The organism is Mycobacterium heidelbergense (assembly GCF_050205645.1).
GTDB lineage: Bacteria > Actinomycetota > Actinomycetes > Mycobacteriales > Mycobacteriaceae > Mycobacterium > Mycobacterium heidelbergense_A.
This window is the reverse complement of record NZ_JBNMQT010000027.1, coordinates 1-20,329: the sequence shown is the minus strand read 5'-3', so window position 1 is coordinate 20,329 and position 20,329 is coordinate 1. Positions and strand designations below refer to the sequence as shown.

Sequence of the window (20,329 nt, the reverse complement as noted above, 5' to 3'; positions counted from 1 at the left end):
TTTCGGTGGACAGAGATGGCACCATAGGTGACGTGACCGCTCACCAGCTGCACCTGCATACCGCAGGTCATCACCGGCAGCGCGCCTTCGCGCAGTCGTCCAAGCTTCAGGACGTCCTGTACGAAATCCGCGGCCCGGTGCACCAGCACGCGGCACGGCTGGAGGCCGAAGGGCATCGGATCCTCAAGCTCAACATCGGCAACCCGGCGCCGTTCGGCTTCGAGGCGCCCGACGTGATCATGCGCGACATGATCCAGGCGCTGCCGTACGCGCAGGGCTACTCGGACTCGCAGGGCATCCTGCCGGCCCGGCGCGCGGTGGTCACCCGCTACGAGCTGGTCGACGACTTCCCGCGGTTCGACGTCGATGACGTCTACCTGGGAAACGGGGTCTCCGAGCTCATCACCATGACGCTGCAAGCCCTGCTGGACAACGGCGACCAGGTGCTGATCCCGTCGCCGGATTACCCGCTGTGGACGGCGTCGACCTCCCTGGCGGGCGGCACCCCCGTGCACTACCTGTGCGACGAGACGCAGGCGTGGCAGCCGGACATCGCCGACATCGAATCCAAGATCACCGAGCGCACCAAGGCGCTGGTGGTGATCAACCCGAATAACCCCACGGGCGCCGTGTACAGCCGCGAGGTCCTCACCCAGATGGTCGACCTGGCGCGCAAACATCAGCTGTTGCTCCTTGCCGACGAGATCTACGACAAGATCCTCTACGACGACGCCAAGCACATCAGCGTGGCGTCGCTCGCGCACGACATGCTGTGTCTGACCTTCAACGGTCTGTCCAAGGCCTACCGCGTCGCCGGGTACCGCGCCGGCTGGCTGGCCATCACCGGACCAAAGGACCACGCCGAAAGCTTCATCGAGGGCATCAACCTGCTGGCCAATATGCGGTTGTGCCCGAACGTTCCGGCCCAGCACGCGATCCAGGTCGCCCTCGGTGGCCACCAGAGCATCGAGGACCTGGTGCTTCCCGGCGGCCGGCTGCTCGAGCAGCGCGACGTCGCGTGGAAGAAGCTCAACGAGATTCCCGGGGTGTCCTGCGTCAAACCCGAGGGTGCGCTTTATACGTTTCCGCGGCTGGACCCCGAGGTCTACGACATCGAAGACGACGAGCAGCTGGTGCTCGATCTGCTGCTGCAGGAGAAGATCCTGGTCACCCAGGGCACCGGGTTCAACTGGCCCACACCGGATCACCTACGAATCGTGACGCTGCCCTGGGCCCGCGATCTGGCGGCCGCGATCGACCGGCTGGGCAACTTCCTGGCCAGCTACCGGCAGTAGGCGGTTTCCGGCCGCCTCTACGGTGGAGCGGGTGACCCACGCACACTCGCACACCCTGTCCTCCGGCCCCCCTTCGCTGGGACCGCTGCCCGCCCGGATCGTCGTCGGGCTGCTGGCCGCGATCGGCCTGGCCGTGATCGTCGGCGCCGTGTTGTTGTGGCCCAGCCGCCAGCACGTCGCCATCCCAATGCCGTTCCAGAACGCCTCCGGCGGCGCGGTGAGCACCCAGCGCGCCCACGTCCTGTCCAGCGGGCTCAGCGACTGCGGCAGCCCGTCGACCGGCCAGGTGCTGAGCACCGCGCCCCAGCCCGGAACCCCGGGCACGGGGCGGTGCGTACTGACATTGGTGGCAATCGATTCCGGACCGAACGCGGGCGCGAACACCCTGCTGGAGTCCTCCCCCGGTCCGGGTCAGCCCCAATTCGCGGCCGGCGACCACATCCGGCTCGTCCGGCAGGTCGACGAGCAGGGCGCCACCAGCTACGCCTTCTACGACTTCGAACGCGGCTGGCCCCTGGTCGGCCTCGCGATCGTGTTCGCGGTGGTGATCGTCGCGGTGGCGCGCTGGCGCGGGCTGCTCGCGCTCGTGGGCATCGTCGTCGCGTTCCTGGTGCTGGTGGTTTTCCTGCTGCCCGCGCTGCGAGACGGCGCGCCGGCTATCCCCGTGGCACTGGTGGCGTCGGCGGCGATCCTCTACGTGGTGATCTACCTCGCGCACGGGGTCAACCTGCGCACTAGCGCCGCGCTGCTGGGCACCTTGTCGGCGTTGCTGCTGGCCGCGGGATTGTCTTGGGCAGCAATCGAATTCGCTCATCTGACCGGGCTCTCGGACGACCAGAACTCCACGGTCAGCGCGTATCTGGGCAACGTCTCGATCAGTGGCCTCCTGCTTGCCGGGTTCATCATCGGTTCGCTGGGTGTGCTCAACGACGTGACGGTGACACAGGCGTCGACGGTGTTCGAGCTCGCCCACCTGGGCGGCTCGCGGCGGACGATCTTTCTCGGCGCGATTCGGGTGGGCCGCGATCACATCGCCAGCACGGTGTACACGCTGGTGCTCGCCTACGCCGGCAGTTCGCTGCCGCTGCTGTTGCTGTTCAGCGTCGCCAACCGCTCACTCGGTGACGTGCTCACGAGCGAGAGCGTGGCCATCGAGCTAGCGCGCTCGGCGGTTGGCGGTGTCGCGCTGGCACTTTCGGTGCCGCTGACGACGGCGATCGCGGCGGTGCTGGCCAAACCGGGAGGTGTCAGTTCCGTTCCAGCAGCTCCAGCAGGTAGCGCCCGTACCCGGACTTGACCAACGTGTGCGCGCGTCGCTCCATGTGCTCCGCGTCGATCCACCCCTGCCGCCACGCCACTTCCTCGGGAACGCTGACCTTCAGGCCTTGCCGTCGTTCCAGGGTGCGGACGTAGTCACTGGCGTCCAGCAGCGAGTCGAATGTGCCGGTGTCCAACCACGCCGTGCCGCGGGCCATCACCTCGACAGCGAGTCGACCCCGGTTGAGATAGATCTGGTTGACCTCGGTGATCTCGTACTCGCCGCGCGCGGATTTCTTTAAGCCCTTGGCGATTTCGACCACGTCGTTGTCGTAGAAATACAAGCCCGGCACGGCGTACTGCGACTTCGGCGTGGCTGGTTTCTCCTCCAGCGACAGGGCCATGCCGTCGGGCCCGAATTCGACGACGCCGTAATCCGACGGGTTGGCCACCCAGTACGCGAAAATTGCTCCGCCGCTGATGTTTTGGAAGCGGCTCAGGCTGGTGCCCAGCCCCGGGCCGTAGAAGATGTTGTCCCCCAACACTAATGCCACCGAATCGCCGCCGATGTATTTCTCGCCGACGACGAAAGCCTGCGCCAGCCCGTCGGGCCGATGCTGCGTCGCGTAGCTGATGTCGACTCCGAACTGCGAGCCGTCGCCGAGGAGTCGCTCGAAGCCCTCCGCGTCGTGCGGGGTGGTGATCACCAGAATGTCGCGGATGCCCGCCATCATCAGCGTGGACAGCGGGTAGTAGACCATCGGCTTGTCGTAGACCGGCAGCAACTGCTTGCTGATGCCCATGGTGATCGGGTGCAAGCGCGTGCCCGAGCCGCCCGCCAAGATGATCCCGCGCATGAATGCTCCTGATGCCTCAATCGATGGAATCGGCTTCGGTGAGCTCGGTGGCCGCCAACGCCGATGCCAGGTCGTGATGATGGAAGACCGAAGTGACGCGGTCATGGACCACCCGGAACGCCGACGCGGAGTTGGTGACCGCGCCGGGATCGTCCGGGCCGCTGAGCTTCTGCTCGACGACGACGACGCCGTCGTGCACGTAAATCCGGCCGATCTCCGCCTTCGCATTACGCGAGGCGGCCCACCTGCGCAGCGCCTCGTGGCCTTGTGCGGCCCCGTGGGCGTCGCCGATGTCGATGTCGTCGCTGGACAGGGCCACCAACGTGTCGAGGTCGGCGGCGTTGAGAGCGTCGTGCCACGCCAGAACGGTGGCGATCTCCGATGTGGTCATGGTCTGAAAGTTACCGTGTGCCCGCTCCGAACACGCCGTTTACCCGGCGCCGGCTAGAACGCGGTGTGTTCCAGCCAGTGGGACCACACCGAGTCGTCGCCGAACACTTCGACACCGGTGTCGCCGACGGGAACGCGGCGCACGAGCGCCAGCAGCAGCTCGGTGGCGCCGCCGCGCAGCGCCACGGTGCCCTTGCCATGCTCGTGCGCTAAGCCGATCCGGCCGTCGGCGGCACTGATCGTCCATTCGCTGGTTGCACTGGAATCGGTTGCGTGCAGGTGGATGGTGTTGCCCTCCTCGAGCGGTAATGCCTCGCCGTCGCTTCCGGCTTGGATCGCAACCCGTTCAAGCCATTCGGTGATCGCGTCGGCCGCGAGGTCGGGTTCCAGTGTGAACTCGCGGCCCAGCGCGATGGCGGCGTCGGCGCGATGCACCGCGACTTCATGAAGCCGGCGCCGAACCCACCAATTCGCCGGCCGCGTCCCGAGAAACGTCCACACCGGCGTCTCGACGCCCGACAGCTCGACGGCATCGACGAGGCGCTGGGCGCCGCCTTGCAGCCAGGAGATGGCGTCGGCGGGATCCGGCGGCGGCTTGCCGCCCTCGACGCTGCGGGGGTCGAGGTAGGTGTCGAGCCGGTCTCGCACGATCTGCGCCGCCCAGCGATCGCCGCGGCCGACGTGTCGCAGCAATTGCTTGAGGCTCCAACCGGGGCACGTCGGCACGGGCGTGGCTTCGTCGACGTCGCGGAAAAGCTCGGAGAACGCGCGGTTCTCCTTCAGGAACGCGGCCGCATAGTCCACGCGGTCAGGCTACCCGGACCCGTGGGGGGCGGGAATCACGCGGGTGCGGCGGCCTCCGCGACGGCGACCTTCTTGCGCGCGGGCGACCGGCCGGGCGTGCGGACGTAGGCGAACCAGGTGATCGCCGCGCACACCACGTAGAAGGCCAGGAAGACCCCGAACGCGGTCGTCGCCGATTTCGCGGGCGACAGGTACGACGCGCGCAGCACGACGTTGATCCCGACACCGCCGAGCGCGCCGATGGCCCCGGCGATCCCGATCAGCGCGCCCGACATCCGGCGCGACCAGTCGGCCTTCTCGGCCTGGCCGAGATCGTCCATGCTGTGCGCCTTGGCGTCGAAGATCGACGGGATCATCTTGTACACCGAGCCGTTGCCGATTCCGGACAGGATGAACAGCGCGACGAACCCGGCCACGTAGGCGGCCATGCCGCCGCCCGACACGGCGCCGTGGGCGGCGTCGGCCATCCGGCCCAGCGCCACCAGCCAGCCGGCCACGGCGATCATCGCGGCGAAGACGTACAGCGTGACCCGGCTACCACCGATGCGGTCGGACAGCGAACCGCCCAGCGGCCGCGCGATCGAACCCAGCAACGGGCCGATGAACGCGATCTGGGCGGCGTGCAGGGCCGCGTGGGCGGTCATGGCCGGGGTGACTTTGGCGCCGTGAGACAGGTTGGCCAGGAAGCTGATTTGCAGCACTTGGCCGAACGCGAACGAGAAGCCGATGAACGAGCCGAACGTGCCGATGTAGAGCAGCGCGATCAACCACGAGTCGCGGTAGCGCATCACGTCGATCATCGAGCGGCCGTTGGTGCGCTGGTTGGTCAGGTTGTCCATGAAGAGCGCGGCACCGACCGCGGCGAGCGACAACAGGACCAGATATACGGCGCATACCAGGTGCGGCGCACGGTTTCCCGCGGTGGCGATCACCAACAGCCCGACGATCTGGATCATCGCGACGCCGATGTTGCCACCGCCGGCGTTCAGGCCCAGCGCCCAGCCCTTGAGCCGCTGCGGATAGAACGCGTTGATGTTCGTCATCGACGACGCGAAGTTGCCGCCGCCCAGCCCGGCGACCGCCGCCACGATCATGAAGGTCGTGTAGGACGTGCCGGGGTGTGCCATGCAGTAGAGCGTGAGTGCGGTGGGTAACGCCAAAGCCACGGCGGAGAACACCGTCCAGTTGCGCCCGCCGAATGTCGCGGTCGCGAACGTGTAGGGCAGGCGCAGGATCGCGCCGATCAGCGTGGGCATCGCGACGAGGAAGAACTTTCCGGCGGCGTCGATGTGGTAGACGTTCTGCGGCATGAAAAGGACCATCACCGACCAGATCGACCAGACGGAAAATCCGACGTGCTCGGCGAAGATCGACCAGATCAAGTTGCGGCGCGCGATCTTTGCGCCGCCGTTGTTCCAGGCGTTGACGTCTTCGGCGTCCCAGTCATCGATGGTGTGTCGGCGCGTCTGTAACAGCATGCAATCACCGTAGGAAAGTGTTATTGCGGCAACGCTTCCCGCGATGACCCGCGTGCTACAAGCTGCTCACAATCGGGAACGCCGGGCGCGTGAGCTATTTATGAGATCGCCGTCACACCCAGCGGCTGCGTGCGGGCGGCGCCACCGGCGCCACCCAGGCCTTGGCGTAGCGGTTGGCCGACGCCTTCTGCGGGTCTCGGCTGCGGTAAACAAGATAGGGGCGCACCAGATATCCGGCCGGCGCGCTGAACATGTGCACCAGCCGCGTGTACGGCCAAATACCAAGCAGTGCAAGGACTATCAGCGCATGAACCTGAAACGTCCAGGGCGCGTTGGCCATCAGCTCGACCGCCGGATCCAGCGTGAAAAGGCTGCGAAACCACGGCGATACGGTCTCGCGATAGTTGTAGGTGGTGAACACGTTGTTCAGGGTGTTGAGCATCCCGGTCACCAGCGCACCCACCAGTAGCGCGTACATCACCTTGTCGCTGCGGGTGGTTGCCTTCCTGACCTCGGGCACCGTGATGCGCCGGTACAGCAGGATTCCCAGCCCGGTCACGACCGCGGCCCCGGCCAGCGAGCCCATCGTCACGGCCATCACGTGGTATGCCCATTCGGGGAATCCGACCGCCGACGTCCAGGATTCGGGGATCATCAGGCCGACGACGTGGCCACCGAAAACACCGAGCAGGCCGAAGTGAAAGAGCGGGCTGCCCATTCGCAGCAGCCGGCTTTCGTAGATCTGCGAAGACCGCGTGGTCCAGCCGAACTGATCGGTGCGGTAGCGCCAGAGGTGGCCCACGACAAACGATGTGAAGGCGACATACGGCGCGGTCATCCAGAGCACGATGTTCATCGGCGACCTCCGGCGCTCAGCGGATCCATCGCGAGCGGATCCATTGCGAACGGCTCGAGTCCGACGTCTTCCTCCGGCGGGCCCTCCGCGGCCAGCTCGGCGATGCGGCGCCGGTCGGCGGTGCTGATCGGCGGCAGCGTGGCGAGGACGGCAGCCAGGATGCCGGCATAGCCAGACCCGCTGTCCTGCAGCGACAATCGGAGCAATTCCAGTACCGGAACATGCTCGGCGAGCAGGCGCTCGCCTTGCGCGGGGTCGACGGTCGCGGCGAACTCGAGCACCAGCGGCAGGTAGTCGGGCAGTTCGTCGTCGCCCAGTTGCATCCCCGCCTGACGGTAGGCGTGCTTGAAGCGCAGCAGCGCCATGCCACGTTTGCGGGTGTCGCCGTAGGCGTAGTAGGTCAGGTGCAGGCTGGCGCGCCGGCGCATGTCGAACGTCTCGACGTAGCGCGCGGCCAGCCTCATCGGATCGGCGCCGCCGAACTCCTGCCGCAGGAACTCCAGTATCGGCGTGCCTAGCGCGCCGGGCAGTTGCGTTGCGGCGGCGGTCAATTCATCGGTCATCGCGAGCGTCTGGTCGCTGGGGTAGTCCAGCAGCAGCGCGGCGATGCGCCACGACAGCCGGCAGTCGCGCTCGGACAGCGCGGCGCCGCGTGACGGCCGACGATTGCGGGTCAACGTCTTCACTGCGCACTCATTTCGAAGGCACCAGCCCGTCGGTGCTCTTGCCGTCCCAGTTGAGCAGGTTCCTGCCGGACTTGCTGCGATCACCGTTGTCGGTGCCGTTGCCGTTGCCGTTGGTCAGATGGAACTTATCGGCCATCGCGTCGTACGCTGTCATTCCCGGCCCACCGTCGCCGTCGAGGCTGCATCCGGTGGCCAGTGCGTCCAGGCGGTGCGCGTCCGATCCCGCGCACTGGGGATCACGTAGCGGTCCGCGTACTTGGCGATCGCCAGCAGCCGGTACATCGATTCGATCTCGTCGCCGGTCAGCCGCACCGAGTCCGGGATGGTGTCGTCGAACTCCTCGCCCAGGTTCGCCGCGCGCATGTACGAACGCATCGCCGCAAGCCGTTGCAGCGCAAGGCGAACCGGCCCGGGATCACCGGCGGTGAACAGCTCGGCCAGATACTCGATCGGAACGCGCAGGGCGTCGATGGCGCCGAACAAGTTGTTCTTGTTCTCGCCGTCGTGGCCGGTCTTGGCCAGCACGTCGACGACCGGGGACAGCGGCGGGATGTACCAAACCATCGGCATGGTGCGGTACTCCGGGTGCAGTGGAAGCGCCAGCTGGTAGTCGACGATGAGCCGGTACACCGGCGAATTCTGCGCGGCCTCAATCCATTCGCTCGATATCCCGGCGCGTTCGGCCTCCGCCACCACCCGAGGGTCGTGCGGGTTCAAGAAGACGCCGAGCTGCGACGGGTAGAGGTCCTGCTCGTCTTGGACCGACGCCGCGGCCGCGACGGCATCGGCGTCGTAGAGCAGCACCCCGATGTAGCGCAGCCGGCCGACGCAGGTTTCCGAGCACACCGTCGGGATGCCCACCTCGACGCGCGGGTAGCAGAACGTGCACTTCTCGGCCTTGCCGGTCTTGTGGTTGAAGTAGATCTTCTTGTAGGGACAGCCCGTGACGCACTGCCGCCAGCCGCGACACTTGTCCTGATCGACCAGCACGATGCCGTCTTCGCTGCGCTTGTAGATCGCGCCGGACGGGCACGACGCGGCGCACGAGGGGTTGAGGCAGTGCTCGCAGATGCGCGGCAGGTAGAACATGAACGTCTGCTCGAATTCGAGCTTCACTTCGTCGGATAGCTTGGCCAGCAACGGGTCCCGACCGACCTGCTCGGGTCCGCCGCCGAGGTCGTCGTCCCAGTTCGCGCCCCAGGTCACCTTCGTGTCCTGGCCGGTGATCAGCGACTTGGGGCGGGCCACCGGCGTGGTGTCCATCGCGGGAGCGGACAGCAGGTTCTCGTAGTCGTAGGTCCACGGGTCGTAGTAGTCCGACACCGTGGGCAGGTCGGGGTTGGCGAAGATGTTGAGCAGCCGCTTGATCCGCGATCCCGACTTGAGTGTTAGCTTGCCGCGCTTGTTGAGCGTCCAGCCGCCCTTCCACTTTTCCTGGTCCTGGTAGCGGCGCGGGTATCCCTGTCCGGGGCGGGTTTCCACGTTGTTGAACCAGGCGTACTCCATGCCGCCGCGGTTGGTCCAGGCCTGTTTGCAGGTGACGCTGCAGGTGTGGCAGCCGATGCATTTGTCGAGGTTCATCACCATCGCGAGCTGAGCCATGACTTTCATGTCAGTACTCCACTTCTTGCGAACGGCGCCTGATCGTGGTGACCTCGTCGCGCTGGTTTCCGGTGGGGCCGTGGTAGTTCAGCGCGAAGGACTGCTGGGCGTAGCCGCCAATCAGGTGCGACGGCTTGATCATGATCCGGGTCAGCGCGTTGTGGATGCCGCCGCGTTTTCCGGTCTTCTCGGTGCGGGGCACGTCCACTGCCTTGTCCTGCGCGTGGTACATGAACACCAGGCCTTCGGGCATCCGGTGGCTGACGATCGCGCGCGCGTTGACCACGCCGTTGCGGTTGGTGCATTCGATCCAGTCGTTGTCCTTGACGCCGATCTTCGCCGCATCCACGTCGGACATCCAGATCGCCTGTCCGCCGCGGGAAAGCGTGAGCATGTGCAGGTTGTCCTGGTATGCGGAGTGGATGGACCACTTGGAGTGCGGCGTGAGATATCGCACGGTGATCCCGCCGGTGGTGTCGCCGACGGCCGGCTCGTCGAACAGGGCGGTCATGTCGAGTGGCGGACGGAAGATCGGCAACTGCTCGCCGAGTTCGCTCATCCAATCGTGGTCGAGGTAGAAGTGCTGGCGACCCGTCAAGGTGTGCCACGGCTTGAGCCGTTCGGTGTTGATCGTGAACGGCGAGTACCGGCGACCGCCCGTCTCCGAACCGGACCACTCCGGCGACGTGTTGACCGGCACCGGCCGAGACTGTGTGTCGGCGAACGTGATTCGCCGACCCTCATTCTCCTTCGCGAGGTCGGCCAGCTGGGTTCCGGTGCGCCGCTGCAGCGCCTCGAATCCCTCGACCGCCAGGCGCCCGTTCGTCGTTCCGGATAGCGCCAGGATCGCCTCGGCGGCGTGGGTGTCCTTGGCCAGCGACGGCCGCCCGACGGCCATGCCGCTGACCACGGTGCCGTTGACGCCCTTGAGGTACTCGACCTCCGCGTCGGGGTGCGTGGTCACACCCTTGGTCGTCAGCCCGACGGTTTCCACCATCGGCCCGAGCGCCGCCATCTTGTCGCCAACGGCCGGGTAGTCCCGCTCAACGACGACCAGCCGCGGCATCGTCTTGCCGGGAATCGGCTCGCACTCACCGGCTTTCCAGTCCAGCACGCGTCCGCCGGGCTGCGCGGTGGCGTCGGCGCTGTCGTGCTGCAGCGGCACGGCGATGATGTCTTTGCGCTTCCCCAGGTGCTTTTCGGCCAACCAGGAGAACCCGCGTGCGATCCGGTGGAAGGCCTCGAAGTCGGTCTTGGTCTCCCACGGCGGTGAGATCGCCGGCGAGAACGCGTGCACGAACGGGTGCATGTCGGTGCTCGACAGGTCGTGCTTCTCATACCACGTAGCCGCGGGCAGCACGATGTCGGAAAACAATGTGGTGCTGGTATTGCGGAAGTCGATCGACAACAGCAGGTCCAGCTTGCCCACCGGCGCCTCGTCGCGCCAGCGCACTTCCTGCGGCCGCACCGCGTCCTCGTCGGTCGCCGCGACGTTGGAATCGGTGCCCAGCAGGTGCTTGAGGAAGTACTCGTTGCCCTTGGCCGACGAGCCCAGCAGGTTGGACCGCCACACCGTCAGGCAGCGCGGGAAATTCTCGGGCGCGTCCGGGTCCTCGCAGGCGAACTGCAGATGGCCGGACTTCAGGCCGTCGACGACGTGCTCCGACGCGTCCTTTCCCAGCCGCGCCGCCTCGTCGGCCAGATCGAGCGGATTGCGGTTGAACGTGGGATAACTCGGCATCCAGCCCAGCCGGCTGGCCAGGGCGATGCTGTCAGCCGCGGTCCGGCCCGCGAACCGGCCCTCGGCCAGCGGGGAGGCCATCACCTCCGACGTGAACCGGTCGTAGCGCCACTGGTCGGTCGCGAGGTACCAGAACACGGTGCCCTGCATCTGGCGCGGCGGCCGCTGCCAGTCCAACGCGAAAGCCAGCGTCGACCACCCGGTGACCGGCCGGCACTTCTCCTGCCCGACGTAGTGCGCCCAGCCGCCGCCGTTGACGCCCTGGCATCCGGTGAGCATTACCAGCGTGAGAAACGAGCGATAGATCTGGTCGGAATGGAACCAGTGGTTGGTTCCCGCGCCCATCAGAATCATCGACCGGCCGCGCGAACGTTCGGCGTTGTCGGCGAATTCGCGCGCGATCCGTTCCACCGCTTTTGCGGGCACACCGGTGATCGGCTCCTGCCAGGCCGGGGTGTACGGCACGGTTGCGTCGTCGTAGTCCGCGGGCCACTCCCCGGGCAGGCCGTCGCGATGCACCCCGTATTGGGCGAGCAGAATGTCGAAGACCGTCGTGACGCGTTGTCCGGCAACGATTTTTGTCGGGACCCCGCGGGCCAGCACACCGGGCCTGTCGCCGTCGAAGCGCGGCAGCTTCACCTCGGCCACGTCGTCGCCGACGCCATGCAGCGTCAGCAGCGGGTCGACGCCGTGCAGGTCGAGGTTCCACTTGCCCTCGCCGGACGCCGTGAACCGGTGTCCCAGCGAGCCATTCGGCACCACGGGGTTGGCCTGCGCGTCGAGCAGGACCGTCTTGGACTCGGCCCCTTCGCCGGTGTCGCCGAGATCCGCTGCGGTGAGGAATTTTCCGGGCAGCCAGCCCCCGTCGCGCTCGGTCAGCGTCACCAGGAACGGCAGGTCGGTGTAGCGCTTCACGTAGTCGGTGAAGTAGGGGGTGGTGCGGTCGACGAAGAACTCCTTGAGGATGACGTGGCCCATCGCCATCGCGAGCGCCGCGTCGGTGCCCGGCCGCGCCGGCAGCCATTCGTCGGCGAACTTCGTGTTGTCCGCGTAGTCGGGCGAAACCACGACCACCTTTTGGCCGCGGTAGCGGGCCTCGGTCATGTAATGCGCGTCGGGCGTCCGGGTGACCGGAACGTTGGAGCCCCACATGATCAGGTATCCGGCGTCGAACCAGTCGGCCGACTCGGGCACATCGGTCTGGTCGCCGAACACCTGCGGCGACGCCACCGGCAGGTCGGCGTACCAGTCGTAGAACGACAGCATCGACCCACCGAGGAGCGAAATGAACCGCGCCCCAACGGCGTGACTGACCATCGACATCGCCGGTATCGGCGAGAAGCCGGCGACCCGGTCGGGGCCGTACTTCTTGATCGTGTGCACATGCGCGGCCGCCGCCATCTCGGCGGCCTCCCACCACTCGGCGCGCACAAACCCGCCCTTGCCGCGCGCCGCCTTGTAGCGGGCGGACTTGACGGGATCGTCCACGATGTCGGCCCACGCCAGCACGGGGTCGTTCAGTCGCGCCTTGGCCTCGCGGTAGTACTCCAGCAGGACCCCGCGCACGTACGGATAACGCACGCGCGCAGGCGAATACGTGTACCAGGAAAACGAGGCGCCGCGAGGGCAGCCGCGCGGCTCGTACTCCGGCTTGTCGGCGCCGACCGACGGGTAGTCGGTTTGCTGGGATTCCCAGGTGATTACGCCGTCTTTGACGTAGATCTTCCACGAACACGATCCCGTGCAGTTGACGCCGTGCGTCGAACGGACCACCTTGTCGTGCGCCCAGCGGTCCCGATAGAAGTCGTCGGCCGACCGGCCACCGACCTTGTGCAGCGCGCGGTGGTCCGGCGAAATCTCGCCGCGGTGAAAATATTTGCTGAAACCGAGCACCGCGTCGGCGGCGCTGTGGTAATTCGGGTTCAGATCGACCATGGCGCCTCCTCTCGAACGACGGCTATCGTGCGGTCATTTACCGAGGGTAAGGCAGGTTTTTACCCGATCAAAAATTCGCACCGACACGGTCTCACGGTTGTGCGGTTGCCGTAACACCACGGTCATATTGAGATGTGTGAGCCGCGTCGCACTTTTGCCAGCGGCGGCGGAAAAGCACTGATGGGAGGCATGGTCGCCGGAACGTGACGACGGCGGATCGCGCGGCCGTCACAGCGCGGAATCAAGCATTTTTCTTCTCGTTAACACATGTCTTGGGGCCCAGGGCGAGTCGCGCCTCGAGGCCGCCCGAACGGCCCGCTATGGCCCGGCTAAGGCCGTCGCGCGCCGAGCCGGAACACGCGCCAGCCCGCCCGCTGCCAACGAGCGACATCTAGGCAGTTGCGGCCGTCGACGATGACCCGGGCGCGCACCCGATCGGCGAGGTCGCCGGGGTCGAGGTCGACGAACTGCCGCCACTCCGTGAGCACCAGCACCGCGTCGGCGCGCTCGCAGGCCTCTTCCACCGATACCGCGTAGTTGAGCGTCGGGAAGAGTCGCTGCGCGTTGTCGAGGGCCTTCGGGTCGTACACGTTGACCGCGGCGCCGTTGAGTTGCAGCTGGCCCGCGACGTTGAGCGCGGGCGAGTCGCGGACGTCATCGGACTCGGGTTTGAACGCCGCACCGAGCACGGCGATGTTGGCGCCCAGCAGCGATCCGCCGCACGCGGCGGTGGCCAGTTCGACCATCCGGGTGCGGCGGCGCATGTTGATGCTGTCGACCTCGCGCAGGAACGTCAGCGCCTGGTCGGCACCGAGCTCGCCGGCGCGGGCCATGAAGGCGCGGATGTCCTTGGGCAGGCAGCCGCCGCCGAAACCCAAACCCGCGTTGAGACATTGGCGCCCGATCCGCGGATCGTATCCAAGCGCATCGGCCAGCACGCTGACGTCGGCGCCGGCGGCCTCGCACACCTCGGAGATCGCGTTGATGAACGAAATCTTGGTCGCCAGAAAAGCATTGGCCGACACCTTGACCAGCTCCGCGGTCTGCAAGTCCGTCACCAGGAACGGCACACCCGCACCCAACAGCGGCACGTAGAGTTCGCGGACCGCGGGCTCGGCGTGCGTCGAATCCTGTTGGACGCCAAGCACAATGCGGTCCGGGTGCAAGGTGTCGTGTACCGCGTATCCCTCGCGGAGGAACTCCGGATTCCAGGCCACCTCGACGTCGACGCCCCGCGGCGCCAGCGTCGCTGCCCGTTGACTCAACTCGGCTGCGGTGCCCACCGGAACGGTCGACTTGCCGACGAGCACCGACGGCCGGGTCAGGCGGGGCACCAGTGCGTCGATGACCGCGTGGACGTGGCGCAGGTCGGCGCCGTACTCGCCCTTCTTCTGCGGCGTGCCGACCCCCAGGAAGTGCACGTCGGCGAATTCCGCGGCCAGGTCGTAGTCGGTGGTGAACCGCAGTCGTCCCGCCGCCAGGTTCTCGGTCAACAGCTTCTGCAGGCCCGGCTCGTAGAAAGGAATGTCGCCGCCTGCGAGCTTGGCGACTTTACCCGGATCGATATCGACCCCGATGACCTCGTGTCCCAGCTCGGCCATCCCGACAGCGTGCGTGGCACCCAGATAGCCGGTGCCGAAAACGGTGCATCGCATACAACCGGTGTAGGTGGCCGCGATGAGCTAACTGCATCGTCCCGCTGAGCGACAGGCAAACGGGAGATGACAGGTGGCCACCGGGGAACTAGTGTCCGCGGCCTCCGCCGTGGCCGCCGCCGAAGCCGCCGCCACCGCCGAAGGGGCCGCCGCCGCCGAAGCCGCCGTGGCCGCCGCCGGGGAATCCACCCCCGCCGCCGCCGAACGGACCGCCGCCGTCGTGGCCACCGCCGCCGCCGTAGTCACCGTGGCCTCCGCCACCGCCGCCGGGGAATCCGCCACCGCCGCCGGGGAATCCGCCGCCAGGGCCACCGCCGATGCCGGGTATCGGCAACGGAATCGGCACCGGAATCGGTGCCACCGGCACGGGGGCCGGCGCCGGCGCGGCAGGAATCGGCGCCGGAGCCTCGGGAACGGGTACGGGAGCGGGGGCGGGCGCCACAACGGGCGGAGCCGGGGCCGGCGGCACCGCGACGGGAGCCGGAGCCTGGGGCGCCGGCGCCTCCGGAACTGGCGCGGGCGCGGGCGCCGGACCCGCGGCCGGGGCAGGCGCGGGAACCGCCGCCGGTGCGGGCGCGGGAGCCGCCGGGGCCGCCGGTGCCGGCTGAGCGGGGGCGACGACGTTGTGACCGGGAACGGGCCGCACGCCGGACGTCGGCCGGATGGCGATCGCAAGCGAAACGACCAGCGCCGCAACGCCCACGATGAAGATGCCCGCCAGGGCGCTCCCCACCAGGCCGAACGATCTCCGCTCGCCGACGTCGACAAAACCGGTCGCGGGGGCGTGCTCGCCGGTATAGGTGTCGGCGAAGTCCTCGGGAACGGCGCTGTAGGCCAGGTCCTCGCGGGCTTGCGTTCCGGGGAATTCGAAATAGCCGGGCGCGACCGCGAGCGGCTCGATGGCTCCGGTACCGGGATCCTGAGCGTAGGCACGTGCCGCAGTGGACGAGACAAACAGCGGCGCGCTCGCCGACGCCAGCGCGGCTCCGCGGGCCAATGCCGTGTGCGGCTCCTCGGGCGCCGTCAGCGGAAGGGTGGTCGCGGCCTCCAGCGCCGGCTTGATCAACGGGATGTCGATGCCGGAGCCGACGACGAACACCGCGTCCGGGCGCGCCTCCAACCCCTCGGCGGCGGAGACCATCGTGGCCAGCTTCGCCACCGCGGCCGCGTCGTCGTCCGGGAGCGCCTCGCGATGGACGTCGGCGATCGATCCGTCGGCGCTGTCGACGACCGCCAGGGTCGCGGTATCGGGCTCGATGTACAGCAGCGCCGTCTGGGCGTAGTTGGTCTGGTTGCCGACCGCTTGAGCCAGTGCGGCCGCGGCCAGAAAGGCCGAGACCAACATCACATTCTCGACCTTGTGCGCGGCCAGCGCATCACGCAGGGCAGCGGCCTCGACGGGGTCGGTGAAGGTGACGCCGGTCGACGCCAGTTGGTAGCCGCCCTCGGCGGCGCCCTCGCGGGTACCCAGGATCGCCGACACCACTTGGTCGGCCGCGCTCACTGTTGCCGCGTCGTCGTCAGCGGAAACGTCGAAGTTGTCTTCGTCGACGGTGGCGCCATCCCCGTTTTCACCCTCGACCAGCACCATCCTGACTGCCGTCGGCGCCATCGACACACCAAGTACGGTGTCCAAAGCTCCTCCATGGTCGTATCGCTAGCCATCACGTCCAGGGACGTCGTCGTCGCACGCTCAACCGGCGGCGCTACGCCGCGAACTCCCCCTGGGTTCCCCAATTGCCCGATTTTACGCGTGTTCCGAGCACCGGGGTCTTGGCCGAGGCTACCCGCTACTGGCCCGGAATGCCGTGCCCGATGTGGCGGTGCAACCAGTCGTCGACGCGGTCCCTGGTGCGCGTGGACGGATCCTGCGGCGGGGCGTCCTTAGGGGGTGCCGCCGTTTCCGGTCCGGGTCCCGCCGAGGGCGGCGGCGCGGGCGCCGGTGCGACGACGGACTTGCCGACATCCGGTCGCTGCTCCACGTGCGGGCGGCTGCCGAAGGCCAACGCGAGCGTCAGCGCGACCGTCCCGCCGACAAAGACCACCACCGCGGTGGCGATCGCCACCAGGGCCTTGCGGCTACGCCGCACACCCGGATCGGGCTCGGATTCGCGGGCGCCGTCGTCATCCGCGACGTCGCTGTAGGCGAGCCCGGCTGAGCCGGACCCGGCCGGATCCGCGTCGGGCAGCGCAGCGGTGGACGGGGCACCCAACTGAGCGTTCGCCGACGCCAGCGCCGCCCCGCGCGCCAATGCCATATCCGGTTCCTCGGGCGCCGTGACCGACAGCGACGTCGCCGCCTCCAGCGTCGGCTTGATCGACGGGATGTCCACGCCAGAACCGACGAGAAACACCCCGTCCGGGCGGGCTTTCATCGATTCCGCACCCGAAACCATCGCGGTCAGCTGCGCCAGCGCCGCGTCATCACCGTCGGGCAGGCGCCGCCGGCGCACATCGACGATCGACCCCGCGGAGCTGTCGACAACGGCCAGCGTCGCGTTGGCCGGCTCGACGAACAGCAGGGCGGTGCGCGCGCAATTCGTTGCGCTGCCGACCGCCTGAGCCAGCGCCGCCGCGGCCATGAACGCCGAGACCAGCATGACGTTCTCAATCTTGTGTGCTGCCAACGCATCACGCAGCGCGGCGGCCTCGGCCCGATCAGTAAAGGCCACACCGCTGGACACCAGCTGGTTGCCGCCTTCGACGGCGCTTTCCCGAGTTCCGAGGATCGCCGCGACCACTCGTTCCGCCGCGGTGACGGCCGCCCCACCACCGGTGACGTCGAAGTCGTCCTGATCGACGGTCACCCCGCCGGCGCCCATACCCTCGACGAGCACCATGCGGACTGTCTCCGGCGCCATAGAAACGCCAAGTACGATGTCCACCGTTATCTCCAAGTCCCCCAACGGTTTTGCTGCGCCACACAGCGCATTGCCGGGGCTTAACGATCACGGGCGCGACCAAGCCCCAGTCCGCCACCATAGCTCGACGCGGCCGATTCGCCGCACTGACGCGCGCGGCTACCTGTGCCCGAAACCGCCGAATCCGTGGCCGCCACCAAAGCCCCCGAAGCCATGACCACCGCCGAATCCGTGGCCGCCACCAAAGCCCCCGAAGCCGTGCCCGCCGAAGGGTCCATGTCCCCCGCCGAAGGGTCCATGTCCCCCGCCGAAGGGCCCGCCGCCGAACGGACCGTGACCGCCGCCAAAGGGCCCGCGCGGACCGGGCCCACCGCCGAAGGGTCCGCGAGGTGCCGGCGGTCCGATGATCGGAACGCGCGGAACGGGGACAAGCACAGGCGCCGGGATCGGCGGAGCGGCGGGCACCGGAGCCGCGGCCGGCGGGCCGATGGGATGCGGCACCGCCACCGGCGCGGGCGCCTGGATTTTCGGCCTCGCAATGTCGGGTGGCGCCGGTGCGGGCGCGGGCGCGGATTGGGTTGGGACGACGACGTTTTGGGCGGGATTGGGGCGCAACGCGACCGTCGGCCGGATGCTGATCGCCAGCGCAATCTCCAGCGCCACCACCGCGGTGATGAATATCACCGCGAGTGTGCTGCCCACCAGCAGGACCGACCGGCGGCGCTGCGCGACCTCATCCGAAACCACGCCCGCTTCCGCATCGTCGTCTGGTACCGCGCTGTAGGCCACGTCCGGGTTGCCCGCCTCGGCGCCGGCGGACGGCTCGGCGGCGCCACGGTATTCGGGCAGATATCCGGGCAGTAGTCCCGGCGACTGCGCGGTGAATGCCAGGGGGTCGACCTCGCCGGTGCCGGGATCCAGCGCGTAACCCAGCGCGGCTGTGGACGACGAGAACAGCGGCGCGTTCGCCGACGCCAGCGCCGCACCCCGAGCCAACGCCATCTCCGGCTCGTCGGGTACCGAAAGCGCGAGTGTGGTCGCGGCCTCCAGGGCCGGCTTGATCATCGGGATATCGACGCCGGAGCCGACGACGACCAGACCGTCCGGGCGCGTTTTCAGCGATTCCGCACGGGAGACCATCTGGACGAGTTCGGCGACGGCCTGGTCTTCGTCGTCGGGGAGAATCCTGCGGTGCACATCGGACACCGATCCGTCGGCGGTATCGACCACGGCCAGCGTCGCGGTGTACGGCTCCACAAAGAGCATCGCGGTGTTCGCATAGTTGGTGGCGTCGCCGACTGCCTGCGTCAGCGCGGCCGCAGCCATAAAGGCCGACACCAGCATGACGTTTTCGACCTTGTGCGAAATCAGCGCGTCCCGAAGCAACGCCGCCTCGACGTGGTCGGTCCAGGTCACGCCGGCCGACAGCAGCTGATAGCCACCCTCTTCGGCGCCTTCGCGCGTACCCAGAATGGCCGAGACGACCTGGATGGGTGCGGTGCGGGGCGAGTCGTCGGCGACGTCGAAGTAGTCCTGGTCGACGGCCGCCCCGTCGGCGCTTTCACCTTCGACAAGCACCATGCGGACCTTCGTCGGCGCCATCGACACGCCAAGCACGACGCCCACCACCGCTGAAAGTTCTCCCTCGATAGTCTCGTTGTTAGCCAAGGATTTTGGTCCCGCAGCACCGCGCAGGATCCACGATCCGGGATTAGCTGAGCTTTATGAAGTTCTAGCGAATGGGCGGCACGTCTTCTTGACCAGCCCGTATCTGTCTGAGCCTACCCGCGTAGCCGCGGGGTGGTGAGTACCCGTCGCGGTGCGTTTTCGAGTTGCAACACCCAAGCCCGTCCGGGCGCGACGGACGGCTACTTGTGCCCGCCGCCACCGCTACTGTGGCCGCCGCCGAAGCCCCCGCCACCGCCGCCAAAGCCTCCACCGCCGAGGCCGCCGCCTCCGAACGGTCCGCCGCCACCGAACGGTCCGCCGCCACCGCCGCTGTGACCGCCGCCAATCGGTCCGCCTCCGCCGATCGGTCCGCCGCCAATTGGTCCGCCGCCGAAGGGACCGCCACCGTTGTGGCCACCTCCCCCGAGGGGCCCGCCACCACCGAATGGCCCGCCGCCTCCAAACGGTCCGCCACCGCCAGGACTACTGGGTCCGGTGCCGGGCAACGGGACGTGGACCGGAGGCTGGGCGACCACCGGCGGCTGCGGGACATGCACCGGAGGCTGGGCGACCACCGGCGGCTGCGGGACATGCACCGGAGGCTGGGCGACCACCGGCGGCTGCGGGACGTGGACTGGAGGAGTCACTTGCGGCGGGGTTACCTGCGGCGGCTGCGGCACGTGGACCGGTGGAGTCACCTTCGGTGGAGTCACTTGCGGCGGGGTCACCTGCGGCGGCTGCGGCACATGGACCGGTGGGGTCACCTGCGGCGGCGTCACCTGCGGCGGGGTCACCTGCGGCGGCTGCGGCACGTGGACCGGTGGAGTCACTTGCGGCGGGGTCACCTGCGGCGGCTGCGGCACATGGACCGGTGGAGTGACCTGCGGCGGGGTCACCTGCGGCGGCGACGGCACATGGACCGGTGGAGTCACCTGCGGCGGCGATGGCAGCTGCGGGACCTGGACCGGCGGCTGATTCACCACCGGCGGCGATACGCGCGGTGGGAGCTGGATCACCGGTGGCCGCATCATCGTTTCGAGACCTGGCACCAGGAGCGGGGTCGCCGGAACCGGCGCCAGCGGAGGCACCACGACAGGCACCGGAATCACCGGAGCCGCGGGAGCAGGCGGAGCCGGCATCGCGGGAGCCGCGGGCAGCGGCGCGGCCTGCGGGTGTATCGGCATAGGCGCGGCTAGGGGTATCGGGGCGTTAATTTTCGGCGCCGGGGCGGATGCCTCCAGGGG

At 68.1% G+C, this 20,329-nt stretch carries 13 protein-coding genes and 2 pseudogenes; 2 read left to right on the top strand and 13 right to left on the bottom strand.

Annotated features, from left to right (window positions below):
* Positions 1-5 precede the first annotated feature (5 nt).
* Together ACQI5H_RS22140 and ACQI5H_RS22135 are read left to right on the top strand one after the other, a co-directional pair.
* Positions 6-1,295 carry a pyridoxal phosphate-dependent aminotransferase gene (locus ACQI5H_RS22140; protein ID WP_427081433.1) on the top strand — a complete coding sequence of 430 codons (1,290 nt, stop codon included), beginning with the start codon at positions 6-8 and terminating at the stop codon, positions 1,293-1,295.
* 31 nt (positions 1,296-1,326) lie between these two features.
* The gene (locus tag ACQI5H_RS22135; protein WP_427081432.1) at positions 1,327-2,592 is read left to right on the top strand and encodes a YibE/F family protein; all 1,266 of its coding nucleotides are present in this window, start codon (positions 1,327-1,329) and stop codon (positions 2,590-2,592) included.
* On the opposite strand, the gene rfbA is transcribed toward ACQI5H_RS22135, so the two are convergent.
* The 13 genes and pseudogenes from rfbA to ACQI5H_RS22070 form a co-directional block, all read right to left on the bottom strand.
* Positions 2,543-3,409 carry a glucose-1-phosphate thymidylyltransferase RfbA gene (gene rfbA, locus ACQI5H_RS22130; protein ID WP_427081431.1) on the bottom strand — a complete coding sequence of 289 codons (867 nt, stop codon included), beginning with the start codon at positions 3,407-3,409 and terminating at the stop codon, positions 2,543-2,545. The two genes, ACQI5H_RS22135 and rfbA, sit on opposite strands and share 50 nt — an antisense overlap.
* Positions 3,410-3,425: 16 nt before the next feature.
* Positions 3,426-3,800, bottom strand: coding sequence for a nuclear transport factor 2 family protein (locus ACQI5H_RS22125; protein WP_427081430.1), 375 nt, complete (start codon positions 3,798-3,800; stop codon positions 3,426-3,428).
* A gap of 53 nt (positions 3,801-3,853) precedes the next feature.
* Positions 3,854-4,603, bottom strand: a complete 750-nt coding sequence (locus tag ACQI5H_RS22120; RefSeq protein ID WP_427081429.1) for a maleylpyruvate isomerase family mycothiol-dependent enzyme — start codon at positions 4,601-4,603, stop codon at positions 3,854-3,856.
* A 35-nt stretch (positions 4,604-4,638) separates the two neighbouring features.
* Positions 4,639-6,081, bottom strand: coding sequence for a nitrate/nitrite transporter (locus ACQI5H_RS22115; protein ID WP_427081428.1), 1,443 nt, complete (start codon positions 6,079-6,081; stop codon positions 4,639-4,641).
* 112 nt (positions 6,082-6,193) lie between these two features.
* Positions 6,194-6,937 carry a respiratory nitrate reductase subunit gamma gene (narI, locus tag ACQI5H_RS22110; protein ID WP_427081427.1) on the bottom strand — a complete coding sequence of 248 codons (744 nt, stop codon included), beginning with the start codon at positions 6,935-6,937 and terminating at the stop codon, positions 6,194-6,196.
* Positions 6,934-7,623, bottom strand: a complete 690-nt coding sequence (gene narJ / locus ACQI5H_RS22105) for a nitrate reductase molybdenum cofactor assembly chaperone (protein WP_427081426.1) — start codon at positions 7,621-7,623, stop codon at positions 6,934-6,936. Before narJ ends, narI begins: the two co-directional genes overlap by 4 nt.
* Positions 7,624-7,630: 7 nt before the next feature.
* Positions 7,631-9,225: pseudogene (narH, locus tag ACQI5H_RS22100) on the bottom strand (nitrate reductase subunit beta).
* A gap of 10 nt (positions 9,226-9,235) precedes the next feature.
* The gene (locus ACQI5H_RS22095) at positions 9,236-12,901 is read right to left on the bottom strand and encodes a nitrate reductase subunit alpha (protein ID WP_427081425.1); all 3,666 of its coding nucleotides are present in this window, start codon (positions 12,899-12,901) and stop codon (positions 9,236-9,238) included.
* 329 nt (positions 12,902-13,230) lie between these two features.
* Positions 13,231-14,556, bottom strand: coding sequence for a UDP-glucose dehydrogenase family protein (locus ACQI5H_RS22090; RefSeq protein WP_427081424.1), 1,326 nt, complete (start codon positions 14,554-14,556; stop codon positions 13,231-13,233).
* An 88-nt stretch (positions 14,557-14,644) separates the two neighbouring features.
* Positions 14,645-16,192, bottom strand: coding sequence for a DUF7159 family protein (locus tag ACQI5H_RS22085; RefSeq protein WP_427081423.1), 1,548 nt, complete (start codon positions 16,190-16,192; stop codon positions 14,645-14,647).
* 154 nt (positions 16,193-16,346) lie between these two features.
* Positions 16,347-17,441 carry a DUF7159 family protein gene (locus ACQI5H_RS22080; protein ID WP_427081422.1) on the bottom strand — a complete coding sequence of 365 codons (1,095 nt, stop codon included), beginning with the start codon at positions 17,439-17,441 and terminating at the stop codon, positions 16,347-16,349.
* 135 nt (positions 17,442-17,576) lie between these two features.
* Positions 17,577-19,046: a DUF7159 family protein gene (locus ACQI5H_RS22075; RefSeq protein WP_427081469.1), complete on the bottom strand. Its 1,470-nt coding sequence runs from the start codon at positions 19,044-19,046 to the stop codon at positions 17,577-17,579.
* A 239-nt stretch (positions 19,047-19,285) separates the two neighbouring features.
* Positions 19,286-20,329 (bottom strand): annotated as a pseudogene (locus ACQI5H_RS22070) (DUF7159 family protein); the annotation flags it as partial.